The sequence below is a fragment of the Lysinibacillus sp. Ag94 genome (genome assembly GCF_023242215.1).
GTDB lineage: Bacteria > Bacillota > Bacilli > Bacillales_A > Planococcaceae > Lysinibacillus.
Genome location: NZ_CP096780.1, coordinates 3,536,658 through 3,555,538, shown reverse-complemented (window position 1 = coordinate 3,555,538; position 18,881 = coordinate 3,536,658). Strand labels below are relative to the sequence as shown.

Genomic DNA, 18,881 nt, shown 5'->3' with positions numbered 1-18,881 from the left:
ATTCAATGACTAATCCTAATCCATTTCAACAAGTCTCTGATTTCGTGGCGAAGATGGGTGAAGCTTATCGTGAGTTTGAACTGAACAACCTCATGACGGAGCTTGAGGAGTTTAATATACAAAATTACAAAGATGCGGCTATTGATGTAGCTTTGGAAACTGGCGACCGTGAGGCTTTTTACAAATTGATGGGAGTGAATGAGAAATGAATCAAGAACAGTTGAATGCCATTAAAGAACGTGTGGCGAAGGCTACACCGGGACAATGGAAAGTTGCTTACGATACTGATGATCGTGATCATGTAGTAGATATTTGGTTTGATGGCAAGGACAACGGGCATGCAGAGATACATGATAACGGTTTTGGTAATGCCCCAGATAACGCTAAATTCATTTCTCACGCTCGCGAAGATGTGCCAACGCTTGTTGCTGAGGTTGAGAGATTGAGAGCATTAATCAGTGAACTAGCAGGCGATACAGCAGAAAATACAGCTAAATTTCTAAGGAAAGTGAGTGTGATCGAGTAATGAATCCAACATATTTAGGCTATGGCGCAACACCGTATGCAGTCATCATATGGCGCGATGGAGATGAAGCTAAGTCAAAAACAATTTGTTATGACGAACTGGAGGTGCAAGATGCTCTAACAATGCACGCGGATCCAAAGGGTTTTTATCACAAATATGAGCCAAAGGTTTATTACACAGCGAAGAGAGAGGAAATGATTGCATGATTAACCGAGTCGTTTTAGTTGGAAGACTAACAAAAGATCCTGAGCTACGCTATACCCCAAATGGCGTTGCTACATGCCGTTTCGCAGTTGCGGTAAATCGTACATTCAAAGGGCAAAACGGAGAACAGGAAGCTGATTATCCAAACTGTGTAGCGTGGCGTAAACAAGCTGAGAATCTAGCTAACTTCATGAAGAAAGGTAGTCTCATAGGTTTGGAAGGGCGAATCCAAACAGGAAGCTACGAGGGGCAGGATGGCAAGCGTGTGTATACGACTGATGTTGTAGTCGACAGCATTCAGTTTTTAGAACCACGTTCGAACGGCACAGGAGGCTCGCAGAGCACTTCAAACTACGAATCTAGTACAAATACAGGTGGAGCGTATCAAGGCGGTTCACAAGGGCAATATGGCGGTAATAACAAACAGCCAAGTTATACAAGGGTAGATGAAGATCCGTTTGCTAATAGTAAAGGGCCGATGGAAGTTGATGAATCGGATTTGCCTTTCTAAATAAATATAAGAGGTGATAAAAATGGCACAACTAAAGAAAATCACCAAGGCTAGAACACAAAGAGAATTAGAACGATTGGTTGCTGATGATACGGAGAGAGGTTGGAACGTTGCGAGTCGGATGAACTACATCTCTCACGATCCACGACCATATCAAATACTATTGAAATTCAACACTGAAAGGGAACAGGTGAGTTTATGAGTCTACAAAATATTATCGATGCACAAAAAGAGCTTGATGCTCGAATTATCAAAGAAAAAGGGTTAGAAGTTAAGGATTTAGTATCAAATACATTTTTAGCCTTGAAAGTCGAATTAGCTGAATTTGCAAACGAAGGACGCTGGTTTAAACATTGGAGCAATGACCAGGAACCTAGACTTAAAACAGAGTCAATATGTGGTTGTGTAATGTGCGAACACCATTCTATACCTAATGACAAGAATCCAGCACTAGAAGAATTTGTCGATGCTGTTCACTTCTTTGTTTCAATTGCTAACCAACAAGGCTGGGAGGACGTGCTTTGGGTATATGAGGAGCAACTTGATCCAGATGAATTTGATGGTGATTTAACAAGTTGGTTCTTAGAAATGGATTACTTCTTAAGTATGGCATATATTCGCAAGTTTACGGATGAAGAAGAAGCTAAGTGTAAAGATAGATTGGGATATTTAAATAACGAATATTGCTTTAGAACAGCTTGGATTTTGTTCTTAAATATCGGTATGAACGGTTTTGGCTTCACTTGGGAGCAAATTGAGGCTGCTTACTTTAAAAAGAATCAGATTAACCATGATAGACAAGAAAATGGCTATTAAATAAATACACGCTGCTGGTAGAACGGCATTAGGTTGTTTTATCAGCAGATTTAAAAGAGTGCTAGTAGGAGGTAAAAATGAGTAAAGCGAAATACGGCAATAAAAAAGTTGTACACGACGGAATTACATTCGATTCAGCAATGGAAGCAAAATATTATGATCACTTAAAACATCTACAAGCACAAGGCATTGTGTCCTCCTTCGAATTACAACCAAGGTTTGTACTGTTGCCGAAGTTCGAAAAGAACGGCAAGAAATACCGTGAGATTGGTTATAACGCTGATTTTACAGTTCATTATGTAGATGGACATACTGAAGTGGTTGACATAAAGGGAATGGTTACACAGCAATTTGAGTTAAGGAAGAAGTTATTCGAGTACCATTTTCCACATGAATTAAAGCTTCTAACGTATTCAAAGATTGATGGTGGTTGGATAACTCATGATGAGCTTAAAAAGGTTAGGAAGGCCCGTAAAGAGCTAAAAGAGAAGCAATTAATGGGTAGGTGACGATTGAATGGGCAGAAAAGTAGACAGTAGATACATCTTATTCACTGGTGATGTTCACGAAACGGTTAAGTTTGATTTTACAATACAACAGATTGGAACCTTTATTACCATGTGGAATCAAGGCTATCCAATAAACAAAATAGCTCAAAGGCTTAATACAAGTAAGGTTAGTGTGGCTTTGATTGCTATGGATTTAGAGATGACAGGAAAGATTGGGCCTAGGGCTGGTGGATTACTAGGGGAACAGAAAGTGGTTAGTTGAAAATTATTCGATAATTAAGGAGATGTTGAGATGAGTAAGGAGTATGAAATTAGTTTTCCGTTAGCTAAAGCGAGAATGCATTTTTTAATTGAAACAGTAGATGGTGAGGAAGAAACTTTTGTAGAAGTATGGGAAGGCTTTGAATTAATTGAAAGAATGAAACAATACGCTACAGATGATTATAAAAAATTATTTGAAAATGAATCAATGCCTGTACATTATGCTCATTTACAATACATTGAATACAACCATGATCAGGATGGTGCAAATTTTACTTTTAAAATTAATGGGGACGATATTTCTACAGCGAAAGTGAAGTTCAATACAAGCGTTCTTGAAGATGAAAATGCTAAAAAGGTAGCTATGATACGTGAGGTTTTAGATTTTGATCCTGAAGCAGAAACTAGTTTGTTAAGGGAGCTATTCAGATAAAGACTGCTGCACAATATGATGAAGAAAAAGTTTGGTAGGGATTAACTACCAAACTTCTAGTTAGATCGGAATTTTTTAAACAACAATGGTGATAGAATTCCCAAGAGAATAGCTATCCAAATCAATTTATTTGGCAAAACCATTGCTTTCCAAAAGATAGAAATGACATTAGCCATACTTTCTAACACAAAGGATAAATCGAACATAATTTACCTACTTCCTTTTTAACCAAATTATAGCATATTAGTAGATTTAGAAAAGAAAAAGCCACAGCGTTTGCAGACGCTACAGCTCGAATTGGTTTATGCCCTTTGACGGTGCTTACAACATTATTATAACACACCGTAGGAGGGCAAACCTATGAAATTACTAACGCAAGACAAGCTAGACGCAATGATTACAGACTACCACTGGATGGTTAACGCCATCAAAGAAATGCGAGCAGAAATGGTTATTGGGGCAAAAACAGCGCAGTATGGTATCGAGGCTACGCTACCAAAAGCAGTAGGTGGAGTAGGTGATCCAATTATGCAGGAGGCTATTAGACGTTCGAAAAATATTAAACGTGTTGCAGAGTATGAGAAGAAGCTTTTAGAGGTTCAGAAGCTTATAGATAATGTTACTGGTGATAGAGAGGTTCAAGTGTTGAACTGGATGCTAGACGGCAAATCACAACGTTGGATAGGGCAACATATGGCTTTATCAGCGACGAGTATTAAGCGTATTAAGGATAACATTGTAAAACAGATGATTGCATGATGTGGGGGCTTTATGCCCCTAATAAAAGGTTTGGAATTTATGTAAAGGAAGGTGTACGGAATAATGAGTAAAGTATCTGTGAAAATTAATAAAGAAGTAGTTGAAGGCGAATTAGTTGGAGTTTTTCAGTATTCGCAACCTATTGGCGAATCCATAATGATTGGTGGTCATGCAGGTGGTGTAGTCGCTTATCCAGTAGCTGTTGTAAAAATTGAGAATGAATTAAAAGAGGTACCAATAAATAGATTGCGTTATTTATAATTACACATTCCATCAAAATTACCGAACGATATAAGGGTATGTTACAAATGTGATAGATGTTACAAACGTTACATTCGTTACACATTAGGTATTAATAAATTTATCTTGTAAACTGAAGGGGAGGTCGGACAGGTAAATGTTTCTTCCCTTGGTATTTATAAAATCCTAAATATTAGGGAAAGACAGACCGACGACCGACCTGCGCCTCATAAACTTGTTCGAGGCAAGACATACACGGCCGGCCCATATTTTTTAAGAGATTAGGTATCTTAATTAATATAAAAGGCTAAAAATTACTGAAGGGGTGGTTTATATGTGAACTTCGTCCACTTTCCTTTTAGTCAAACTTACTAAGCAACAAGTGCGCGGATACGCACTATAAACAAAAACACAATTCGCTTTACAATAATAACGTGGTGCAGCTCTACCACGATTTCGCAAGTGAGCTAACTCGACAATTAAATATTTTACCGCAGTAGACGAGCCTTACACCTAGCACAGTAAGGCTTTTTATTATGTCAAAAGAATGGGAGGTAATTTAACAAATGGGTAACAAGAACAAATGCTTTTCATCTGATTGCAACAACGAAGCTGAAACAGAATTTTGTACAGAATGCTTGGTGAATGGAGGCTCAAAGCTACATCTAGTGAATCAGCAAATTGAGAATAACTTTATGTATCACTCTCCGAAAGAGGGGCAACCAGCGAAGTACGAAGCTATTCGCGAAAAGGCGAAAGAGCTTGCATATTTGATTGATGAAGTTTGTCCTAACAGCCGTGAAAAGTCAGTTGCTATGACTAACCTTGAAACTGCTGTAATGTGGGCTAACGCTTCAATCGCACGTAATTAAGGGCCTTCTTCGAAGGCTTTTTCTTTTGCTTTGAAAACTGCATCAAACAGCCAAAACGCTATGAGTAGAGAGGGCAGGGTTTGGTGTGGTTTTGAGAGCAAAAAGTTATTACATATATTTCATCTTCTGGGTTACTATTGGGTGGGAGGTGATAATATGTTAAATCAAATCAATACATTAAAGCACTTAACAATTTCACTTTGTGAACCTAATGGAGATAGTATTATATCCTTCGATGTAAATGATCATATTTCGGTTATTGTACCGAATGTAGGAGACAAAGTATGTGTGGACGGTATATTCCGAGTGGTTACACAAAAAGTATTTCAATACCTTCCGAATATGCAAACTGCGGTTGTAGAAATTACCTTAAAAGAAAATTGATTTAAGAAGCCACGTTTAATTACGTGGTTTTTCTTTTGCCCTGAAAAGTGAGTATCGAGCAGGTTCCCCCTTTGACTGCTAGGGCAACGGTACTTACTTTTGAGAGCAAAAAAACCACCAAAAAGGTGGCTAGTAGAATACTATTCTGATTTGTTTTGTTTTTTAGCCCAATCTCTACCCCATCCTGTTGCGCCACATGTGGTACAAATAAAGTCACCTGTTTGAGCACCAAGGATGTATTCTTTTTCTAAATGAGGGTGATCACAAGGTTTATCGCCCCATTTTTCGCTTATTTCTTGTGCTTTATCGTGTTGCATAGAAATCACGCTCCCAAAAAGTATATTAGTAATGTTAATATTTACTATCTTAATTATATTGGAGGTAGGTGCTTAATGTAAAATGAAATGGATACAAATTAAAGAAGAATACGAGACAACTGATATAACACTTAAAGTACTTGCTGAAAAGTATGATATAAAACTCGGTACATTAAAGAGCCGAAAGAGCCGAGAGAAATGGTCGAGGGATGCAACTAAAAAGGATGCAACCAAAACTAAGAAGGTTGCAACCATAAAAGAGGATGCACCCAAAGAAGAGATAGTCTATTTTTCTGATGATGACGAAAGTGGCTTGAATGATAAGCAACGGCTATTTATTGCGTATTATGTGAAGTGTTGGAATGCTACTAAGGCATATCAGAAAGCTTATGGGTGTGCTTACTCAACAGCATTAACAAACGGACCAGCGTTACTCAGAAACACTCGGATTCGTGAAGAAATCACCAAGGTTCGAGATGAAATAACTGAGGATGCATTACTCGACAAAAGAACGCTCATTCAAAAGTGGATAGACATAGCCTTCGCTGACATTACAGATTACGTGAAGTTCGGCAGACAGGAAGAAGTTGTTTACGGCGAAGATGGTCAACCTGAGCTTGATATGAATGGCAATGTTAAGACATACGCATTCAACTATGTTCATTTTAATGAATCGGCTGAGATTGACGGAACGCTTATTACAGAGGTTAAGCAAGGTAAGGATGGCATTAGCGTTAAACTTGCTGACAAAATGAAAGCTCTTGAATTCCTGTCGAAGCACATGGACTTACTTAGTGAAAACGAGTTGAAGAAGTTAAAAGAAGAAAAAGTCAAAGCTGACATTGCGAAGACCCGATCTGAGACAAAAGGAAATGGAATTGCAATGGTTAGTTCAGTTGATTTGAGCAATTTAACAACAGAGGAGTTGAGAGCAATTGCCAACTCTAAGCGCTGAACAGGATAGCTTATTAATTTATGAGGCACAGAAAGAGCTCGCTCGTCGTAATTATCGTGAGTACGTAGAATTTGTACACCATGGTCACTATACACATTTTAGGCATACAGAAATAGTTTGTGATGTACTTCAACGTATTGCTGATGGCGAACAACTTTCAATATTAATCGAGATGCCACCGCGGCATGGTAAGTCTATGACGGTAACAGAAACGTTTCCGTCTTTTTATTTGGGGAAAAATCCAGATAAACGAGTTATTGCTGCTGCATACTCGGACGGCCTTGCTACAAAATTTGGACGGTTGAATCGTAATAAATTTAATGAGTTTTCACATGAACTATTTAACACTCAATTATCTGATTCCAATGCAGCTACAAAGGACTGGGGAGTCGAAAACAGACGTGGCGGCATGATTGCAACGGGCATAGGTGGTTCTATAACTGGTCAAGGTGCCGATTTAATGATTATCGATGACCCTATCAAAAACATGAAGGAAGCTAGTTCCCAAACTATACGAGATAATATTTGGGATGAATGGGAAGCGACTCTTTCTACACGTTTACATGACGGTGCTTCAGTAATCGTGATTATGACTCGTTGGCACGAAGATGATTTAATCGGTCGTTTGCTTGCACGTAGCCCGCGTAAATGGGTTCGTTTGCGATTGCCAGCTATTGCAGAGGATGAAGATGATTTATTAGGACGTGCACCAGGAGAGCCGTTATGTCGTGAATTAGGATTTAACGAACAATGGGCAGCTGATAAAAAAGCAGAGGTTGGTAGTCGTACATGGAACGCTTTATACCAGCAAAGACCTTCTCCTGCAGGTGGTTCCATCTTTAAACGTGAGTGGGTTCGATATTATGTACGTTCTAAAGAGCAGCATCGAGAATGGGCTTTATCAGATGACGTGGCTATTTTACCTACCCATTTCGATAAGATGGCTCAATCATGGGATTGTACTTTTAAAGGTACTGATACTAGCGACTTTGTTGCTGGTGGTGTGTGGGGACGTAAAAAAGCGCAGTATTTCTTATTTGATATTGACCATAGGAGAATGGGTTTTGCGGATACATTGAAAGCGATTCGTGCTATGTCCGATAAGTGGCCGAAAGCGAGAAGTAAATATATTGAGGATAAAGCAAATGGTTCAGCTATCATCGAAATGTTAAAAGATGAGATTAGTGGTATTGTTCCAGTTGATCCTGAAGGTGGTAAGGAGGCACGTGCTAACGCGGTGTCTCCTTTATTTGAGGCCGGAAATGTTTATCTACCTCATCCAAATATGTGTCCGTGGGTCGAGGACCTAGTAGAAGAGCTTGTATCCTTCCCTAACGCGGCACATGACGACTTGGTGGATATGACAACACAAGCGTTGAATCAGCTATATACAAGCAACTCTAATCCAATTGATCGCTATAAAAATTTATTAGGAAAGTAGGTGAGAATAATGAAAACAATTGACCAAGCCAAACAATATAAAGAAGACTTCATGCAAGGCAACGGCAAAGCGAATCCAAAAGATAAGCTGACCAGACAGATTGCTGGTGTTGGTCGTAAACTATCTCACGATGAAATCACTAACTTATATGGTGATAGCCGTATTGTTCAAAATATCATTGATATTCCTGCTGAAGATATGACACGCAATTGGTTCACCTTGAAGATGAAAGATGATCAATTAGCACGAAATATTATGAGTAGGCTTGCTGACCTAAAAGCTAAGAAAGCATTTAAAGAAATGTTCACTTATGACCGTCTCAGAGGAGATGGTTTTATTAGTCTAGGGGTAACTCAATCTTCTAAATTCAAGTTAAGTGATGAACTACAGACGGATAAGTTATTTACAGTGGACTACCTACATGCGTTCAGCTCCATGAAAGTAAATAAATTCCTTATTAACGAGGACGTATTTGACATTAAATACGGACAATTAGAGCAGTTATGTATCAATCGTGCATCAAGCCACGGACTACAAACACAAACTACAGAATCACCTGTACACATCTCTCGCTTGCTCCACAGCCAGACAAGGCGATTCGAAGGGGAAGCACAAGGGCGTTCACTTTTAGAACCGTTATACGACATTCTGACGGTTTTTGACACGTCTGTTTGGTCAGTTGGTCAGATTCTTCATGATTTCACTTTTAAAGTGTATAAATCGAAAGATATAGATGATATAAGCTCGCAGGACAAAAAAGATTTGTCCATGATTATGGATTTCATGTTCCGAACTGAAGCACTAGCCATTATTGCGGCAGATGAAGAGCTTACAAAACAAGGCACGTCTGTCTCGGGTATTAAAGATTTACTAGATTTCGTTTGGGATTTATTATCCGGTGCTGCTCGAATGCCTAAAACAGTTATTAAAGGGCAAGAATCAGGTACCATTACTGGCGCTCAATATGATGTTATGAACTACTATTCTCGTATTGTTGCAGATCAAGAGAATGAAATGAAGCCTCACTTAGAAAAGCTTATTCGTATGCTGTTGATGGCTGAGAAAGAGCTTGGTGGTCGTATTGACCCGGAATCATTGGAATGGGAGATTCAGTTCAACCCTCTTTGGAATGTCGATGCTAAGACAGATGCTGAAATTCGTAAACTTGTTGCAGAAACAGATCAGATTTACTTACTCAACAACGTCATAACGACTGACGAAATCCGTGAGGCACGCTTTGGTCAGTTTGGTTTGTCAGATACCCTTAAATTTAGTGGAGATGAAGCAGACCTGAAAGCAATGGCAGACAGCGTTTATAAAGGTTGGCGTGATGCGAATGGCTAAAAAAGTGCCAATCACTCGTTTTCCGGATGCTGCAACCGTTAGTTATAGTCGCGCTATCGAAAAGATGATTACAGCGCTTGGTGCTGAAACGCTAAAGTTATTCGAAAAGTACATTGTGCCACAACTAACAACAAGGCAAGATGCCTATTATGTTGAAGATGGCATACTAGATGGCTTCAAGAAAATGCTTCATTCCATGAAGAATAAGGCGAGTCAGATTTTCACGAATACTAGAAGCGAACGCGCTGCATCATCTTTCGTAAAGAACATCGATCGCTTTAATCGCCATAACCTTGAACAGCAAATGAAGGTTAAGGGAATTGATCTAGTTTCTACCGAACCATGGTTAAAAGATTTCCTAAACACAAAAATAAAGGACAATGTAGGATATATCAAAACAATCCATGAGGATTATTTCACTAGTATCGAGAAAGCTGTTTATGATGGTGTGAAGAAAGGGAGTTCGATTAAACAAATACGTGAGCAACTCATGAAAGAAGTTGATATTTCCAAGAATAAGGCACAGTTTATCGCTGTTGATCAAGCAGGCACCATCTTAGGGCAAATGACAGCTCAGCGTCATCAGAATATCGGGATTGAAAAATTCACTTGGTATGATTCAGCTGACGAACGTGTACGGGATTCGCATAAAAGACTTAGTGGAAAGGTATTTTCTTATGAGGACCCGCCGACCGTAAATGGCCGAGTAGTATTGCCGGGCGAGGATTATCGTTGTAGATGTGTTGCGATACCTGTTTTTGATGATGAAGATTAAAGAGAAAGGATGTAAGGTGATGAAAGGTTACACTGAAGTTCCGAACATCGTGCTTATAATTTGGATTGTTTTTTCAATCATAGCTTCAGTGATGATTAGCTTATAACGAATTTACATTTTTGTCGGAAGGAGGTGAAACATTGAAACTACAACGCTATGACACATCTTATATAAAAGACTACATGGAAACACCAGAAGGGTATTTAACGGTCAATGTACCGATTACTCGTCCTGGTGTTTTTCCATATGCGCGCAAAGATGGCACAGTACAAATGGAGGCTAAGTTGCCTGACGAAATCTTTAGTGACCGTACTATCTATTCAGCACGATCTAAGCCTGTTACAGATGGACATCCTAGTGAACCAGTAACTATTGATAATTATCAAACCTATGCGAAAGGTATGAGTCATACAGATTCGCGTGTAGAGAACTTTAAACTCTATATTTCGTTGACTGTGACGGACAAAGAACTCATTAGGAAAATTCATGATGGATACAATGAAATCAGTATTGGTTTCTTATCGGATGTAGTAGCAGAAAGCGGAACATACAACGGTGATCAGTACGAATATGTTCAGCGAAATGTTGAAATTAATCACATTGCGATTGTAGAAAAAGGTCGTGCAGGTCCTGAAGTTGCTATTCGCTCAGATTCAGACGCATGGCAAATCGATGAAAAAGAAGGAGGAAATACCGAAATGGTAAAAATCAAAATTGAGGGTACAGAATACGAAGTAGACCCAGCGGTAAAAACGTATATCGATGCATTAAAAGCAAAAGAGGAAACAGCAAAGGTGAAAGGTGATAGTGCTGATGCGTTACAAGGTCGTCTCGATGCATTAGATGTGACTTTAAAAGCAAAAGATAAGGAAATTGCTACTCTAAAAGAAAATACACTATCTGCTGACGCATTAGATAAGAAAGTTGAAGAACGAGTGGCTCTAATTAGTGCGTCACAGCCAATTCTAGGCGATTCATTTGATTTTACAGGTAAATCAGAACGAGAGATTAAAGAAGCTGTTATATCGACTGCTAAGGCAGAATTTAAAGGTGATGGTAAGTCAGACGACTATATCAACGCCTTTTTTGATGCAACTGTAGAACAAGTACAATCAAACGGCTTCTCAAGCACTGGTCCTAATAGTGCATACACAGGCGATGCATCCAACGATAAAAATTTAGAAGAACTTAAAAATAAACGCTTAAACATGCGTAAATAAGGAGGACGAACACATGCCTATTACAAATTATCCTGATTATATGCAACCTGCAGGTAAAGCCGGTCAATTATCCAGTTACCAAGATTATACGGCGGACACATACGCAGTAGAAAAAACAGTACCATTTGGTGCAGCAGTTCAATTAAATGCTACTGGCACAGCTATTAAGCCAATTGCTACTGGCGGTACAGTAATCGGTATTGCTTTAGCTCAAAATATTCATGACTGGGTAGAAAAGAAAGATGATCAAAACTATCCTGTTGGTGAACCTGCAGCAATCCTAAAACGTGGTCGTATTTTTGTGGTTGCTGGTGGTGACGTTATCAACGGCCAAGCTGTCAAAGTAGATCCTAAAACTCAGAAGTTCACTGTAGATGGAGAAGTAGCCATTAACGGTGCTGTATTCAGATCAAACGCTACAGCAGATCAATTAGTAGAAATCGAAATTAACTTACCTTAAGGAGGAACATTTACATGACAATTCCATCATATCGCGGAGATGCTTTAATCCGCCCGCAAGACTTAAACGCAATTGACCAGCGTGTGTATGAGCCGCACGCTTCAGAATTAAAAGCACGATCTATTTTTGCTTTAAAAACAGATATTCCGGCAGGGGCGAAAACTTACAGTTATGATGTTTTAACACGCTCAGGTGCTGCTAAAATCTTAGCTTCTGGTGCAACAGATGTACCTTTAGTGGATGCAGACTTAACAGAAGAAACGGTTAAAATTTATTCCATTGCTGCAGCCTTCAATATTTCTATCCAGGAAGTACGCGAAGCTCAAATGGCAAACCGTCAAATCGAAGTTACAAAGGCTGATACTGTACGTAAAGCTATTGCTGAAAAGGAAAATCAAATCGCTTTCTCAGGGGATAAAACTCATAGCATTAAAGGCTTAACAGATGCAGTTGGTATTCAAGTATATGCTACGCCAAATAACGAGGCCGGTACTTCTACGAAATGGAAGGACAAAACAGGGAAAGAAATCGTTGCTGACATTCGTAAAGCAAAAAATATGATCAATAAATTGAATGGGCATGAAGCTGATACATTGTTGTTAACACCAGACTTGTTTGAGGAGTTAGAAAAAACATTCAATGAGTATACACAACAATCTGTGTTGGAGTACATTAAATCTCAAAATTGGTTTAAACGTATTGAAACAGTAAACGATTTAGCTAAAAAAGGATTAGCTAATTCAGAATGCTTTGTTGTCCTTGATTCTTCACCTGATGTTGTAGAGCTTGGGATTCCGTTAGATATTACTCGTCATCCGCAAGAATACGCATTCCCTAACACGAAAGTACCTTTTGAAGAGCGTACAACAGGCTTAATTATTCGTTATCCGATGGCTATTTGCCGTGCAGACGGAATTTAAGGGGGGATTAATCAATGTTAGTGCAAAACAAAGGTAATTACTCGTATACAGCAAATGATTTAACACTTGCTCCTGGTACAAATAAAGTGGATGAGAAGGAATTTGAACGTTTTCTTACTCATCCACTGATGAAGCATCTCAATGAAAAAGGCGAATTTGCTTATGGCAGCGAGAAAACAAAGCCTTCAGCAAAGGATGCAATCGCAATGATTGAAGATGCATTTGATATTGATATGCTTGAGACCTTGAAAGCTGAAGAGGACCGTAAAACAGTTCTGGATGCTATCGATAAACGCATTGAAGAATTGAAAAATCCCGAAAAATAAGGAGGATTCACATGCCATTAACGTCAATTGAACGTATTCGCATGCTTAGTGATGAATTTACTTCGATTTCGGATGAACGATTAACGATGTACATTGAGGATGCTTCCATAGAAGTGTCCTCTTTGTCTGCTCCGGAGATATATCGTGAGCGATTGGCACGTTATTTAGCCGCCCATTTAGCTGTTTTAAGCATTTCTAAAGATCAAACAGTAATTCGTGAGAAAATGGACGTTATTGAGCGTCAATACAGCGACCCAAGTAAGAATATTGGACTTCTAGCAACAAGATGGGGTCAAGAGTATCAACGTATTTTAGATGAGTTGGATGAACAATTAACACCTAAAAAAACAATAAACTTGATGGTGATATAATATGGGCAATAACGTAAAAGTACGAAATGTCACTAGGATTCCACAATTAAAACAAACCTTAAAGGAATTAAAAAGTTACGCTGTTGAGGTTGGTATATTCGGTGATGGAGAATACGTGATGATTGCTAGAGTTCATGAATTCGGTACAACAATAAGGACCAAAAAAGCGACTATCAATATTCCTGAACGGTCTTTCATGCGATCTGCATTTGAAGAAAAACAAGATTCGTGGACTAAGTTTGTGAAGAAGCAATTACCACTTGTATTAGAGTCAAAATTAGATGCTCATACATTATGTGAACGTCTCGGAGCCCTAATGGTAGGAGATATACAAAAGAAATTGACAGATATAAAAAGTCCAGCGAACGCTCCTTCGACAATAGCTCAAAAAGGCTCTAGTAATCCGCTAATCGATTCAGGTGGCCTACGTCAACGTATTACGTATAGGGTGGTGAGACGTTAATGCCCGAAAAAATGTTGTTTGCTTCTGTTATCCAGTCTCAAGGTGTGCCGTTCATTGCACATTTGCAAGGTGAAAGTGGCTACGTTGATGGTGAATGGGTTACAGGGCAAGAAGTACCTAAGGAAATGACAGGAGTAATACTACCTCTTAGCAATGATGACTTAAAGTATGCAGAAAACGGCACATATACAGCTAAGGAAAAGAAATTGCTAACTGTTGACCAAATACCAGAAGGAACTAAGGTGGAGTACAAAAACCAAAAATATACTCTGCAAGCTTTTAAAGATTATTCCGAGTATACAGACGTCAATATATATTTGTTGAGGTGGCGAGAAAAGTGAAATTAGTTAAATTGATACGTAATCAGCTCGCAACCGATACGGATTTAACGATAATTCGTGCAGATCAACCAGGAGATTTACCAAAATTACCTTATGCAACGTATAAAGTGATAGGTGATCGTAAAGGTGTAGGACAGGAAGATGTGTCACATATTAATAAGCCTGACGCATTATCAGAAACACGAACACAAGAACGTAATTCAACAATATCATTTAACATTTATGGAACTTCTCATGATAACGCTTATGAAGTGGCTACACAGCTTCGTAAGTGGTTTGAATGGGGAGGTTCTTTGTTTTTGGAAGATATTAATGTTGCAGTAGTAGATCTTACTGATGTAACAAATCGTACTACCTTTTTGTTAGATTCCTATGATGAGAAATGGGGTTTTGATGTAATCATTCGTTACCTCGATATTGACGAACACGATGTAGATTACTTTGACAAAGTGGAGTACGAAATTATTAGAGATGGGGAGTGAGTAAATGTCACGTTTCGTAACCGTAAACATTACACGAGAGACCAAGCCAGTCTCAGAAAAAGGATTTGGATTGCCACTTATGTTAGCTACTAGTAAAGAGCTAGATTATAAAATTTATACTGATATTAGCGAAGTGTCAGCTGATTTTGATGAAACCTCTCGCGAATATAAACTAGCATCTCGGATGTTTGGGCAGTCACCTAAGATTGCAGAGCTCGCTTGTTATGGCGTTCCTTATGTACCTGATGCAGATGATGTAACTGTTTTAACAAAAGCTTTAAATGAGTTAGTCCAAATCAATAATGATTTCTTCTATCTTGTATGTTCTGAAAATGGTGATAAAGAAATTAAAGTCCTAGCTGAATGGATGTCTACGCAAGAGAAATTTTATGGCGCTACTACTCAAAGTATTGCTCTTGTAGAAGAGTTATCAGGAAAGTATGAGAACACATTCCTCTCAGTACATGATGATCCTGATGCTTTTCATGCTGAGGGCTTAATTGCTCAATCTGCACCAAAAGATATTGGCTCATATACGTGGACATTTAAACAAATAAATGGTGTTGGCGCTGCTAAGTTAACCAATGCCGAAATTAATGCGGTCATTAAAAATAATGCAACGACTTGCATTAATGAGATGGGTATATTATTAAACGCTTCTAGCAAAGTGCTAGGCGGCGATTATATTGATGTTGTGCAATCAGATTATTACTTACGAGCGCGGCTGCGTGAAGATGTCTTTAGAAAACTAGCAGTAGTTGAAAAGATACCTTATACAAATGAAGGTATTGCTCAGATTGTAGATGTGATGGATAACCGGTTTAAATCATCTTTCCGTCAAGGTATTATCGCTACCAATGATGCAGGAGAGCCTGATTACACAATCACTTATCCACTACGTTCAGAAGTACCTAAAAACACAATTGCACAACGTATCCTACCGGATATTAAATTCCGATTAGTGATTTCAGGTGCAATTGAAAAAGTAGAAATTAACGGTGTTCTTACATTGTAGGAGGTGCAATTAATGAAAAAAAATGTATTTAACTTTAAAGATACGGTTGGAATCGTTGGGGGAATTATATTAACTGGATACATGGATGGTACTCCTATAGAAGCTGAAAAAAATGAGGATACCTACTCACAACATGTTGGAGCAGATGGATCTGTAACATATAACGAATCAGCAGACGACACAGGTACTTTTACAGTTAGTTTAAAGCAGGATTCCAGTGTTTTAGCAGCGTTAGAAGCATTAAGGAAATCAAAAGAATCGTTTAATGTTTCTTTCACTGATACGAAACGTGGAAAACGAGTATCTGGAGAAGATTGTCGCTTTCAAAAAAATGCACCATTTAGTCGTGGATCAGAAATTGAAGGCGTAGAATACACAATTTTAGCAGCACATTATAAGGAGGATTAATTCAAATGGCATTTACACCTAAAACAAAAGAATTTAAATCAAAGGCTGGTAATGAATATACGTTCCAAACTGTACCTAATTCAAAACAAGCTGAAATTGTGGATGAGGGTACAGGATTACATGGAAAAGTTCTAAATTCAAGAATGATGCCATTAATGTTAGAACATGTTGTAGTTGTACCAAATGGATTAACTATGGATGAATTTGAAACATGGGAAGAGTTAGAAGAGGTCACTACTGAAGCCTTTAACTTTCTTCGAACAGGAAAGTAATAAACTTAGAAACTTTTCAGGGGTGCAAAGCATCCCTTCTTTTTATGAAAAAGAAGCAGAGAAAAAGTCTTGGAAGTATATCATAGGTTTTCACTATAAGATTGATCCTCATTCTGTAGAGCAATGGGATAATGACACTATTCTAGAAACACTCGCATCATTAAAAATGCTAGGGGTGATTAAGTGAGTAGCACAAGTAGCATGCGAGATATGTTTGTCGGTATTTATTTTCAAGATGAAGCATCTAAAATTATTGATCAAATTGATAAAAAGATGGATGAAGCTGAACGTGCGGTAATAGGGCTTGGATCAAAACTAGGTAAAACATCATCTGGTTTTAGTTCGATGGGGAAAGTTGGTATGAGTACTGCTGCATCTGTTAGTAAAAGTATGAATAATGGTGTGCAAAGCGTCGGAAAACTTAACCAAAAAGTAGATGAAACTAGTAGTAGTTTTGGTAGTTTAAAAAGTACAATCGTTGGTATTGGCACAGCTATCGGTGCAGTCAAGGTTATCGATAAAGCTATGAGTATGGTAAAAGGTTCTATAGATGGCGCTATAGGTCGTGTGGATACACTAAACGGTTTCCCTACTGTTATGGAAAAAATGGGCTTTGCTAGCGAAAAATCTTCAGCAAGTATAGATAAATTATCTAATGGCATTCAGGGTCTACCAACGACGTTAGATGGCATTGTCGGCAGTACAAAGAATATTGCGCTTATGACTGGCGATTTAGACATGGCGACAGATACAGCGCTATCGTTAAATAACGCATTCATCGCGTCAGGATCAACGTCAGCAGATGCAGAACGTGGGCTTGATCAGTATGTAAAAATGCTATCTAAGGGTAAAGTTGAGGCTGATAGTTGGTCGACGCTACAAGAAACAATGGGATTCGCACTTAATAAAACAGCAGAAGCGTTTGGCTATACAGGAAAGTCGGCGCAACGAGATTTATATACCGCACTACAAAAAGGTAAAATCAAGTTTGAAGATTTTAATAAAAAGATAATTTCATTGAATGGCGGTGTAGGAGGATTTGCTGAAATCGCTAAGGAGAGTAGTTCAGGCATCGCTACTTCATGGAGCAACATGAAAACTGCTGTAACAAGAGGTACGGCCGGCATTATCCAATCAATTCAAAGTGCACTAGCTGGAACCCCATTAAAATCAATTGAAAATGTGTTTGGCTTAATAGGTAAAGGATTTAGTAACACCTTAGGTCTTGTTGCTGAAAAAATAAAGGGTATCGACGGAAAGCAGTTAGGAGATAAACTAACTCAGGGATTTAAAACTGTAAAAAGTGTAGCAATTCCAACATTAGAAGGATTTAAAACAGGTTTAAGTTGGATTAAGGACAATAAAGATATTGTAATAGCAGCAACAGCAGGTATAGCAGGCGGTTTTGTTGTATTTAAAACTATCTCTACTGTAAAAACAGCACTAGATTTATTTAAAACTAGTACAATCTTATCTACTATTGCCACACAAGGTTTTAATGCGGCTTTAAGGGCTAATCCAATCGGTATGGTAGTAACAGCTATCGGTTTGTTAGTAACTGCCGGGGTGTACTTGTATCAGAATTGGGATACCGTGCGAGCAAAAACGGGAGAGTTATGGAATAAACTTGGTGCATTTAAAGGGGTAGCTACATTGGTGCTAGGTCCATTGGGTCAAATTATACGAACAGCTGTCACTATGGCAGAGAATTGGGATAATACAAAATCTGTGTGGGAAAATGTATGGAATGGTATTAAATTATCTGCTGCAAGTGCTGTCAATGATGTGATCGGTAGTATCAACTGGTTAATTGAAAAGATTAATTCCATCCCTGGTGTGAATGTCCCTATTATCCCCAAGGTGGAATGGGGAAATGTGAACAGCGGAAAAGCGAAAGCAGCAATCAATAAGGTGTCGGCTGGTGGATTAGTACCAGAGCATGCCACAGGACTGGAACGCGTACCTTATGATGGGTATTTTGCCGAACTCCATAAAGACGAATCTGTATTGACAGCGCAACAATCTAACGCTCTAAGAAGTGCAGGAATGTTAACTCAAAACTCAAATGGCACACCGGAGCTGAACATGGAAGGCAGAGGCGGTGGCGGAGGCGCAACTCAACAAGAGCCAAACGCAGGCAGTGGTGGTAATCAATTTATTTTTCATATCACAGGTGATAATCCTATGGACATCGCTCAAAAAGTTCGTGAAGTAATAAGTGATATGTTAGATTCTGAAATGCAAACAACGTAGGTG

General features: G+C 38.7%; 30 protein-coding genes. 29 read left to right on the top strand and 1 reads right to left on the bottom strand.

Annotated features, from left to right (window positions below; genetic code table 11):
• The first annotated feature begins 5 nt into the window (after positions 1 to 5).
• From MY533_RS16585 to MY533_RS16525, 13 genes are all read left to right on the top strand, one after another.
• Positions 6 to 209, top strand: a complete 204-nt coding sequence (locus MY533_RS16585; RefSeq protein ID WP_248716835.1) for an IDEAL domain-containing protein — start codon at positions 6 to 8, stop codon at positions 207 to 209.
• Complete coding sequence (locus MY533_RS16580; protein WP_248716834.1) at positions 206 to 526, top strand: hypothetical protein; 321 nt, start codon at positions 206 to 208, stop codon at positions 524 to 526. The genes MY533_RS16585 and MY533_RS16580 overlap by 4 nt, the downstream gene beginning before the upstream one ends.
• Positions 526 to 732 (top strand): hypothetical protein, encoded by a 207-nt coding sequence (locus tag MY533_RS16575; RefSeq protein ID WP_248716833.1) that lies wholly within the window; start codon positions 526 to 528, stop codon positions 730 to 732. The genes MY533_RS16580 and MY533_RS16575 overlap by 1 nt, the downstream gene beginning before the upstream one ends.
• On the top strand, positions 729 to 1,241 hold the full coding sequence (gene ssb / locus MY533_RS16570; protein WP_248716832.1) for a single-stranded DNA-binding protein: 513 nt from the start codon (positions 729 to 731) through the stop codon (positions 1,239 to 1,241). The genes MY533_RS16575 and ssb overlap by 4 nt, the downstream gene beginning before the upstream one ends.
• A gap of 22 nt (positions 1,242 to 1,263) precedes the next feature.
• Positions 1,264 to 1,443, top strand: coding sequence for a hypothetical protein (locus MY533_RS16565; protein ID WP_248716831.1), 180 nt, complete (start codon positions 1,264 to 1,266; stop codon positions 1,441 to 1,443).
• Positions 1,440 to 2,057, top strand: a complete 618-nt coding sequence (locus MY533_RS16560; protein WP_248716830.1) for a dUTP diphosphatase — start codon at positions 1,440 to 1,442, stop codon at positions 2,055 to 2,057. The genes MY533_RS16565 and MY533_RS16560 overlap by 4 nt, the downstream gene beginning before the upstream one ends.
• Positions 2,058 to 2,134: 77 nt before the next feature.
• Positions 2,135 to 2,566, top strand: coding sequence for a DUF1064 domain-containing protein (locus MY533_RS16555; RefSeq protein ID WP_248716829.1), 432 nt, complete (start codon positions 2,135 to 2,137; stop codon positions 2,564 to 2,566).
• 7 nt (positions 2,567 to 2,573) lie between these two features.
• Positions 2,574 to 2,828: a hypothetical protein gene (locus MY533_RS16550; RefSeq protein ID WP_248716828.1), complete on the top strand. Its 255-nt coding sequence runs from the start codon at positions 2,574 to 2,576 to the stop codon at positions 2,826 to 2,828.
• Positions 2,829 to 2,858: 30 nt separating this feature from the next.
• A complete protein-coding gene (locus tag MY533_RS16545) occupies positions 2,859 to 3,260 on the top strand; it encodes a hypothetical protein (RefSeq protein WP_248716827.1) in 402 nt (133 codons plus the stop codon).
• A 360-nt stretch (positions 3,261 to 3,620) separates the two neighbouring features.
• A complete protein-coding gene (locus MY533_RS16540; protein ID WP_248716826.1) occupies positions 3,621 to 4,019 on the top strand; it encodes a LuxR C-terminal-related transcriptional regulator in 399 nt (132 codons plus the stop codon).
• Positions 4,020 to 4,082: 63 nt separating this feature from the next.
• Positions 4,083 to 4,280: a hypothetical protein gene (locus MY533_RS16535; RefSeq protein ID WP_248716825.1), complete on the top strand. Its 198-nt coding sequence runs from the start codon at positions 4,083 to 4,085 to the stop codon at positions 4,278 to 4,280.
• Positions 4,281 to 4,927: 647 nt separating this feature from the next.
• Positions 4,928 to 5,131: an Acb2/Tad1 domain-containing protein gene (locus tag MY533_RS16530; RefSeq protein ID WP_371873364.1), complete on the top strand. Its 204-nt coding sequence runs from the start codon at positions 4,928 to 4,930 to the stop codon at positions 5,129 to 5,131.
• 156 nt (positions 5,132 to 5,287) lie between these two features.
• Positions 5,288 to 5,515, top strand: a complete 228-nt coding sequence (locus MY533_RS16525; protein ID WP_248716823.1) for a hypothetical protein — start codon at positions 5,288 to 5,290, stop codon at positions 5,513 to 5,515.
• Between the two features lie 140 nt (positions 5,516 to 5,655).
• Here the strand turns inward: MY533_RS16525 and MY533_RS16520 are convergent, their stop codons facing one another.
• Positions 5,656 to 5,832, bottom strand: coding sequence for a hypothetical protein (locus MY533_RS16520; protein WP_248716822.1), 177 nt, complete (start codon positions 5,830 to 5,832; stop codon positions 5,656 to 5,658).
• Positions 5,833 to 5,914: 82 nt separating this feature from the next.
• Here MY533_RS16520 and MY533_RS16515 point away from each other — a divergent pair, with 82 nt between their 5' ends.
• From MY533_RS16515 to MY533_RS16440, 16 genes are all read left to right on the top strand, one after another.
• Positions 5,915 to 6,787, top strand: a complete 873-nt coding sequence (locus MY533_RS16515; protein ID WP_248716821.1) for a terminase small subunit — start codon at positions 5,915 to 5,917, stop codon at positions 6,785 to 6,787.
• Positions 6,768 to 8,228 (top strand): phage terminase large subunit, encoded by a 1,461-nt coding sequence (gene terL / locus MY533_RS16510; RefSeq protein ID WP_248716820.1) that lies wholly within the window; start codon positions 6,768 to 6,770, stop codon positions 8,226 to 8,228. The genes MY533_RS16515 and terL overlap by 20 nt, the downstream gene beginning before the upstream one ends.
• Positions 8,229 to 8,237: 9 nt before the next feature.
• Positions 8,238 to 9,572, top strand: a complete 1,335-nt coding sequence (locus tag MY533_RS16505; protein WP_248719228.1) for an anti-CBASS protein Acb1 family protein — start codon at positions 8,238 to 8,240, stop codon at positions 9,570 to 9,572.
• Entirely contained in the window at positions 9,565 to 10,347 is a 783-nt protein-coding gene (locus MY533_RS16500) for a minor capsid protein (RefSeq protein ID WP_248716819.1), read from the top strand. Before MY533_RS16505 ends, MY533_RS16500 begins: the two co-directional genes overlap by 8 nt.
• A gap of 140 nt (positions 10,348 to 10,487) precedes the next feature.
• Complete coding sequence (locus MY533_RS16495; protein WP_248716818.1) at positions 10,488 to 11,567, top strand: DUF2213 domain-containing protein; 1,080 nt, start codon at positions 10,488 to 10,490, stop codon at positions 11,565 to 11,567.
• A gap of 13 nt (positions 11,568 to 11,580) precedes the next feature.
• Positions 11,581 to 12,027, top strand: coding sequence for a structural cement protein Gp24 (locus MY533_RS16490; protein WP_248716817.1), 447 nt, complete (start codon positions 11,581 to 11,583; stop codon positions 12,025 to 12,027).
• A 14-nt stretch (positions 12,028 to 12,041) separates the two neighbouring features.
• A complete protein-coding gene (locus tag MY533_RS16485; RefSeq protein WP_248716816.1) occupies positions 12,042 to 12,947 on the top strand; it encodes a DUF2184 domain-containing protein in 906 nt (301 codons plus the stop codon).
• 14 nt (positions 12,948 to 12,961) lie between these two features.
• Complete coding sequence (locus tag MY533_RS16480; RefSeq protein WP_248716815.1) at positions 12,962 to 13,273, top strand: hypothetical protein; 312 nt, start codon at positions 12,962 to 12,964, stop codon at positions 13,271 to 13,273.
• Between the two features lie 11 nt (positions 13,274 to 13,284).
• Positions 13,285 to 13,644 (top strand): DUF4054 domain-containing protein, encoded by a 360-nt coding sequence (locus MY533_RS16475; protein ID WP_248716814.1) that lies wholly within the window; start codon positions 13,285 to 13,287, stop codon positions 13,642 to 13,644.
• 1 nt (position 13,645) lies between these two features.
• Positions 13,646 to 14,107: a hypothetical protein gene (locus MY533_RS16470; protein ID WP_248716813.1), complete on the top strand. Its 462-nt coding sequence runs from the start codon at positions 13,646 to 13,648 to the stop codon at positions 14,105 to 14,107.
• Entirely contained in the window at positions 14,107 to 14,448 is a 342-nt protein-coding gene (locus tag MY533_RS16465; RefSeq protein WP_248716812.1) for a hypothetical protein, read from the top strand. Before MY533_RS16470 ends, MY533_RS16465 begins: the two co-directional genes overlap by 1 nt.
• The gene (locus tag MY533_RS16460; protein WP_248716811.1) at positions 14,445 to 14,930 is read left to right on the top strand and encodes a phage neck terminator protein; all 486 of its coding nucleotides are present in this window, start codon (positions 14,445 to 14,447) and stop codon (positions 14,928 to 14,930) included. The genes MY533_RS16465 and MY533_RS16460 overlap by 4 nt, the downstream gene beginning before the upstream one ends.
• 4 nt (positions 14,931 to 14,934) lie before the next feature.
• Entirely contained in the window at positions 14,935 to 15,945 is a 1,011-nt protein-coding gene (locus MY533_RS16455) for a DUF3383 family protein (protein WP_248716810.1), read from the top strand.
• Positions 15,946 to 15,957: 12 nt separating this feature from the next.
• Positions 15,958 to 16,353 (top strand): phage structural protein, encoded by a 396-nt coding sequence (locus MY533_RS16450; RefSeq protein WP_248716809.1) that lies wholly within the window; start codon positions 15,958 to 15,960, stop codon positions 16,351 to 16,353.
• 5 nt (positions 16,354 to 16,358) lie between these two features.
• On the top strand, positions 16,359 to 16,625 hold the full coding sequence (locus MY533_RS16445) for a hypothetical protein (protein ID WP_248716808.1): 267 nt from the start codon (positions 16,359 to 16,361) through the stop codon (positions 16,623 to 16,625).
• A 183-nt stretch (positions 16,626 to 16,808) separates the two neighbouring features.
• A complete protein-coding gene (locus MY533_RS16440) occupies positions 16,809 to 18,878 on the top strand; it encodes a tape measure protein (RefSeq protein ID WP_248716807.1) in 2,070 nt (689 codons plus the stop codon).
• Positions 18,879 to 18,881: the final 3 nt, after the last annotated feature.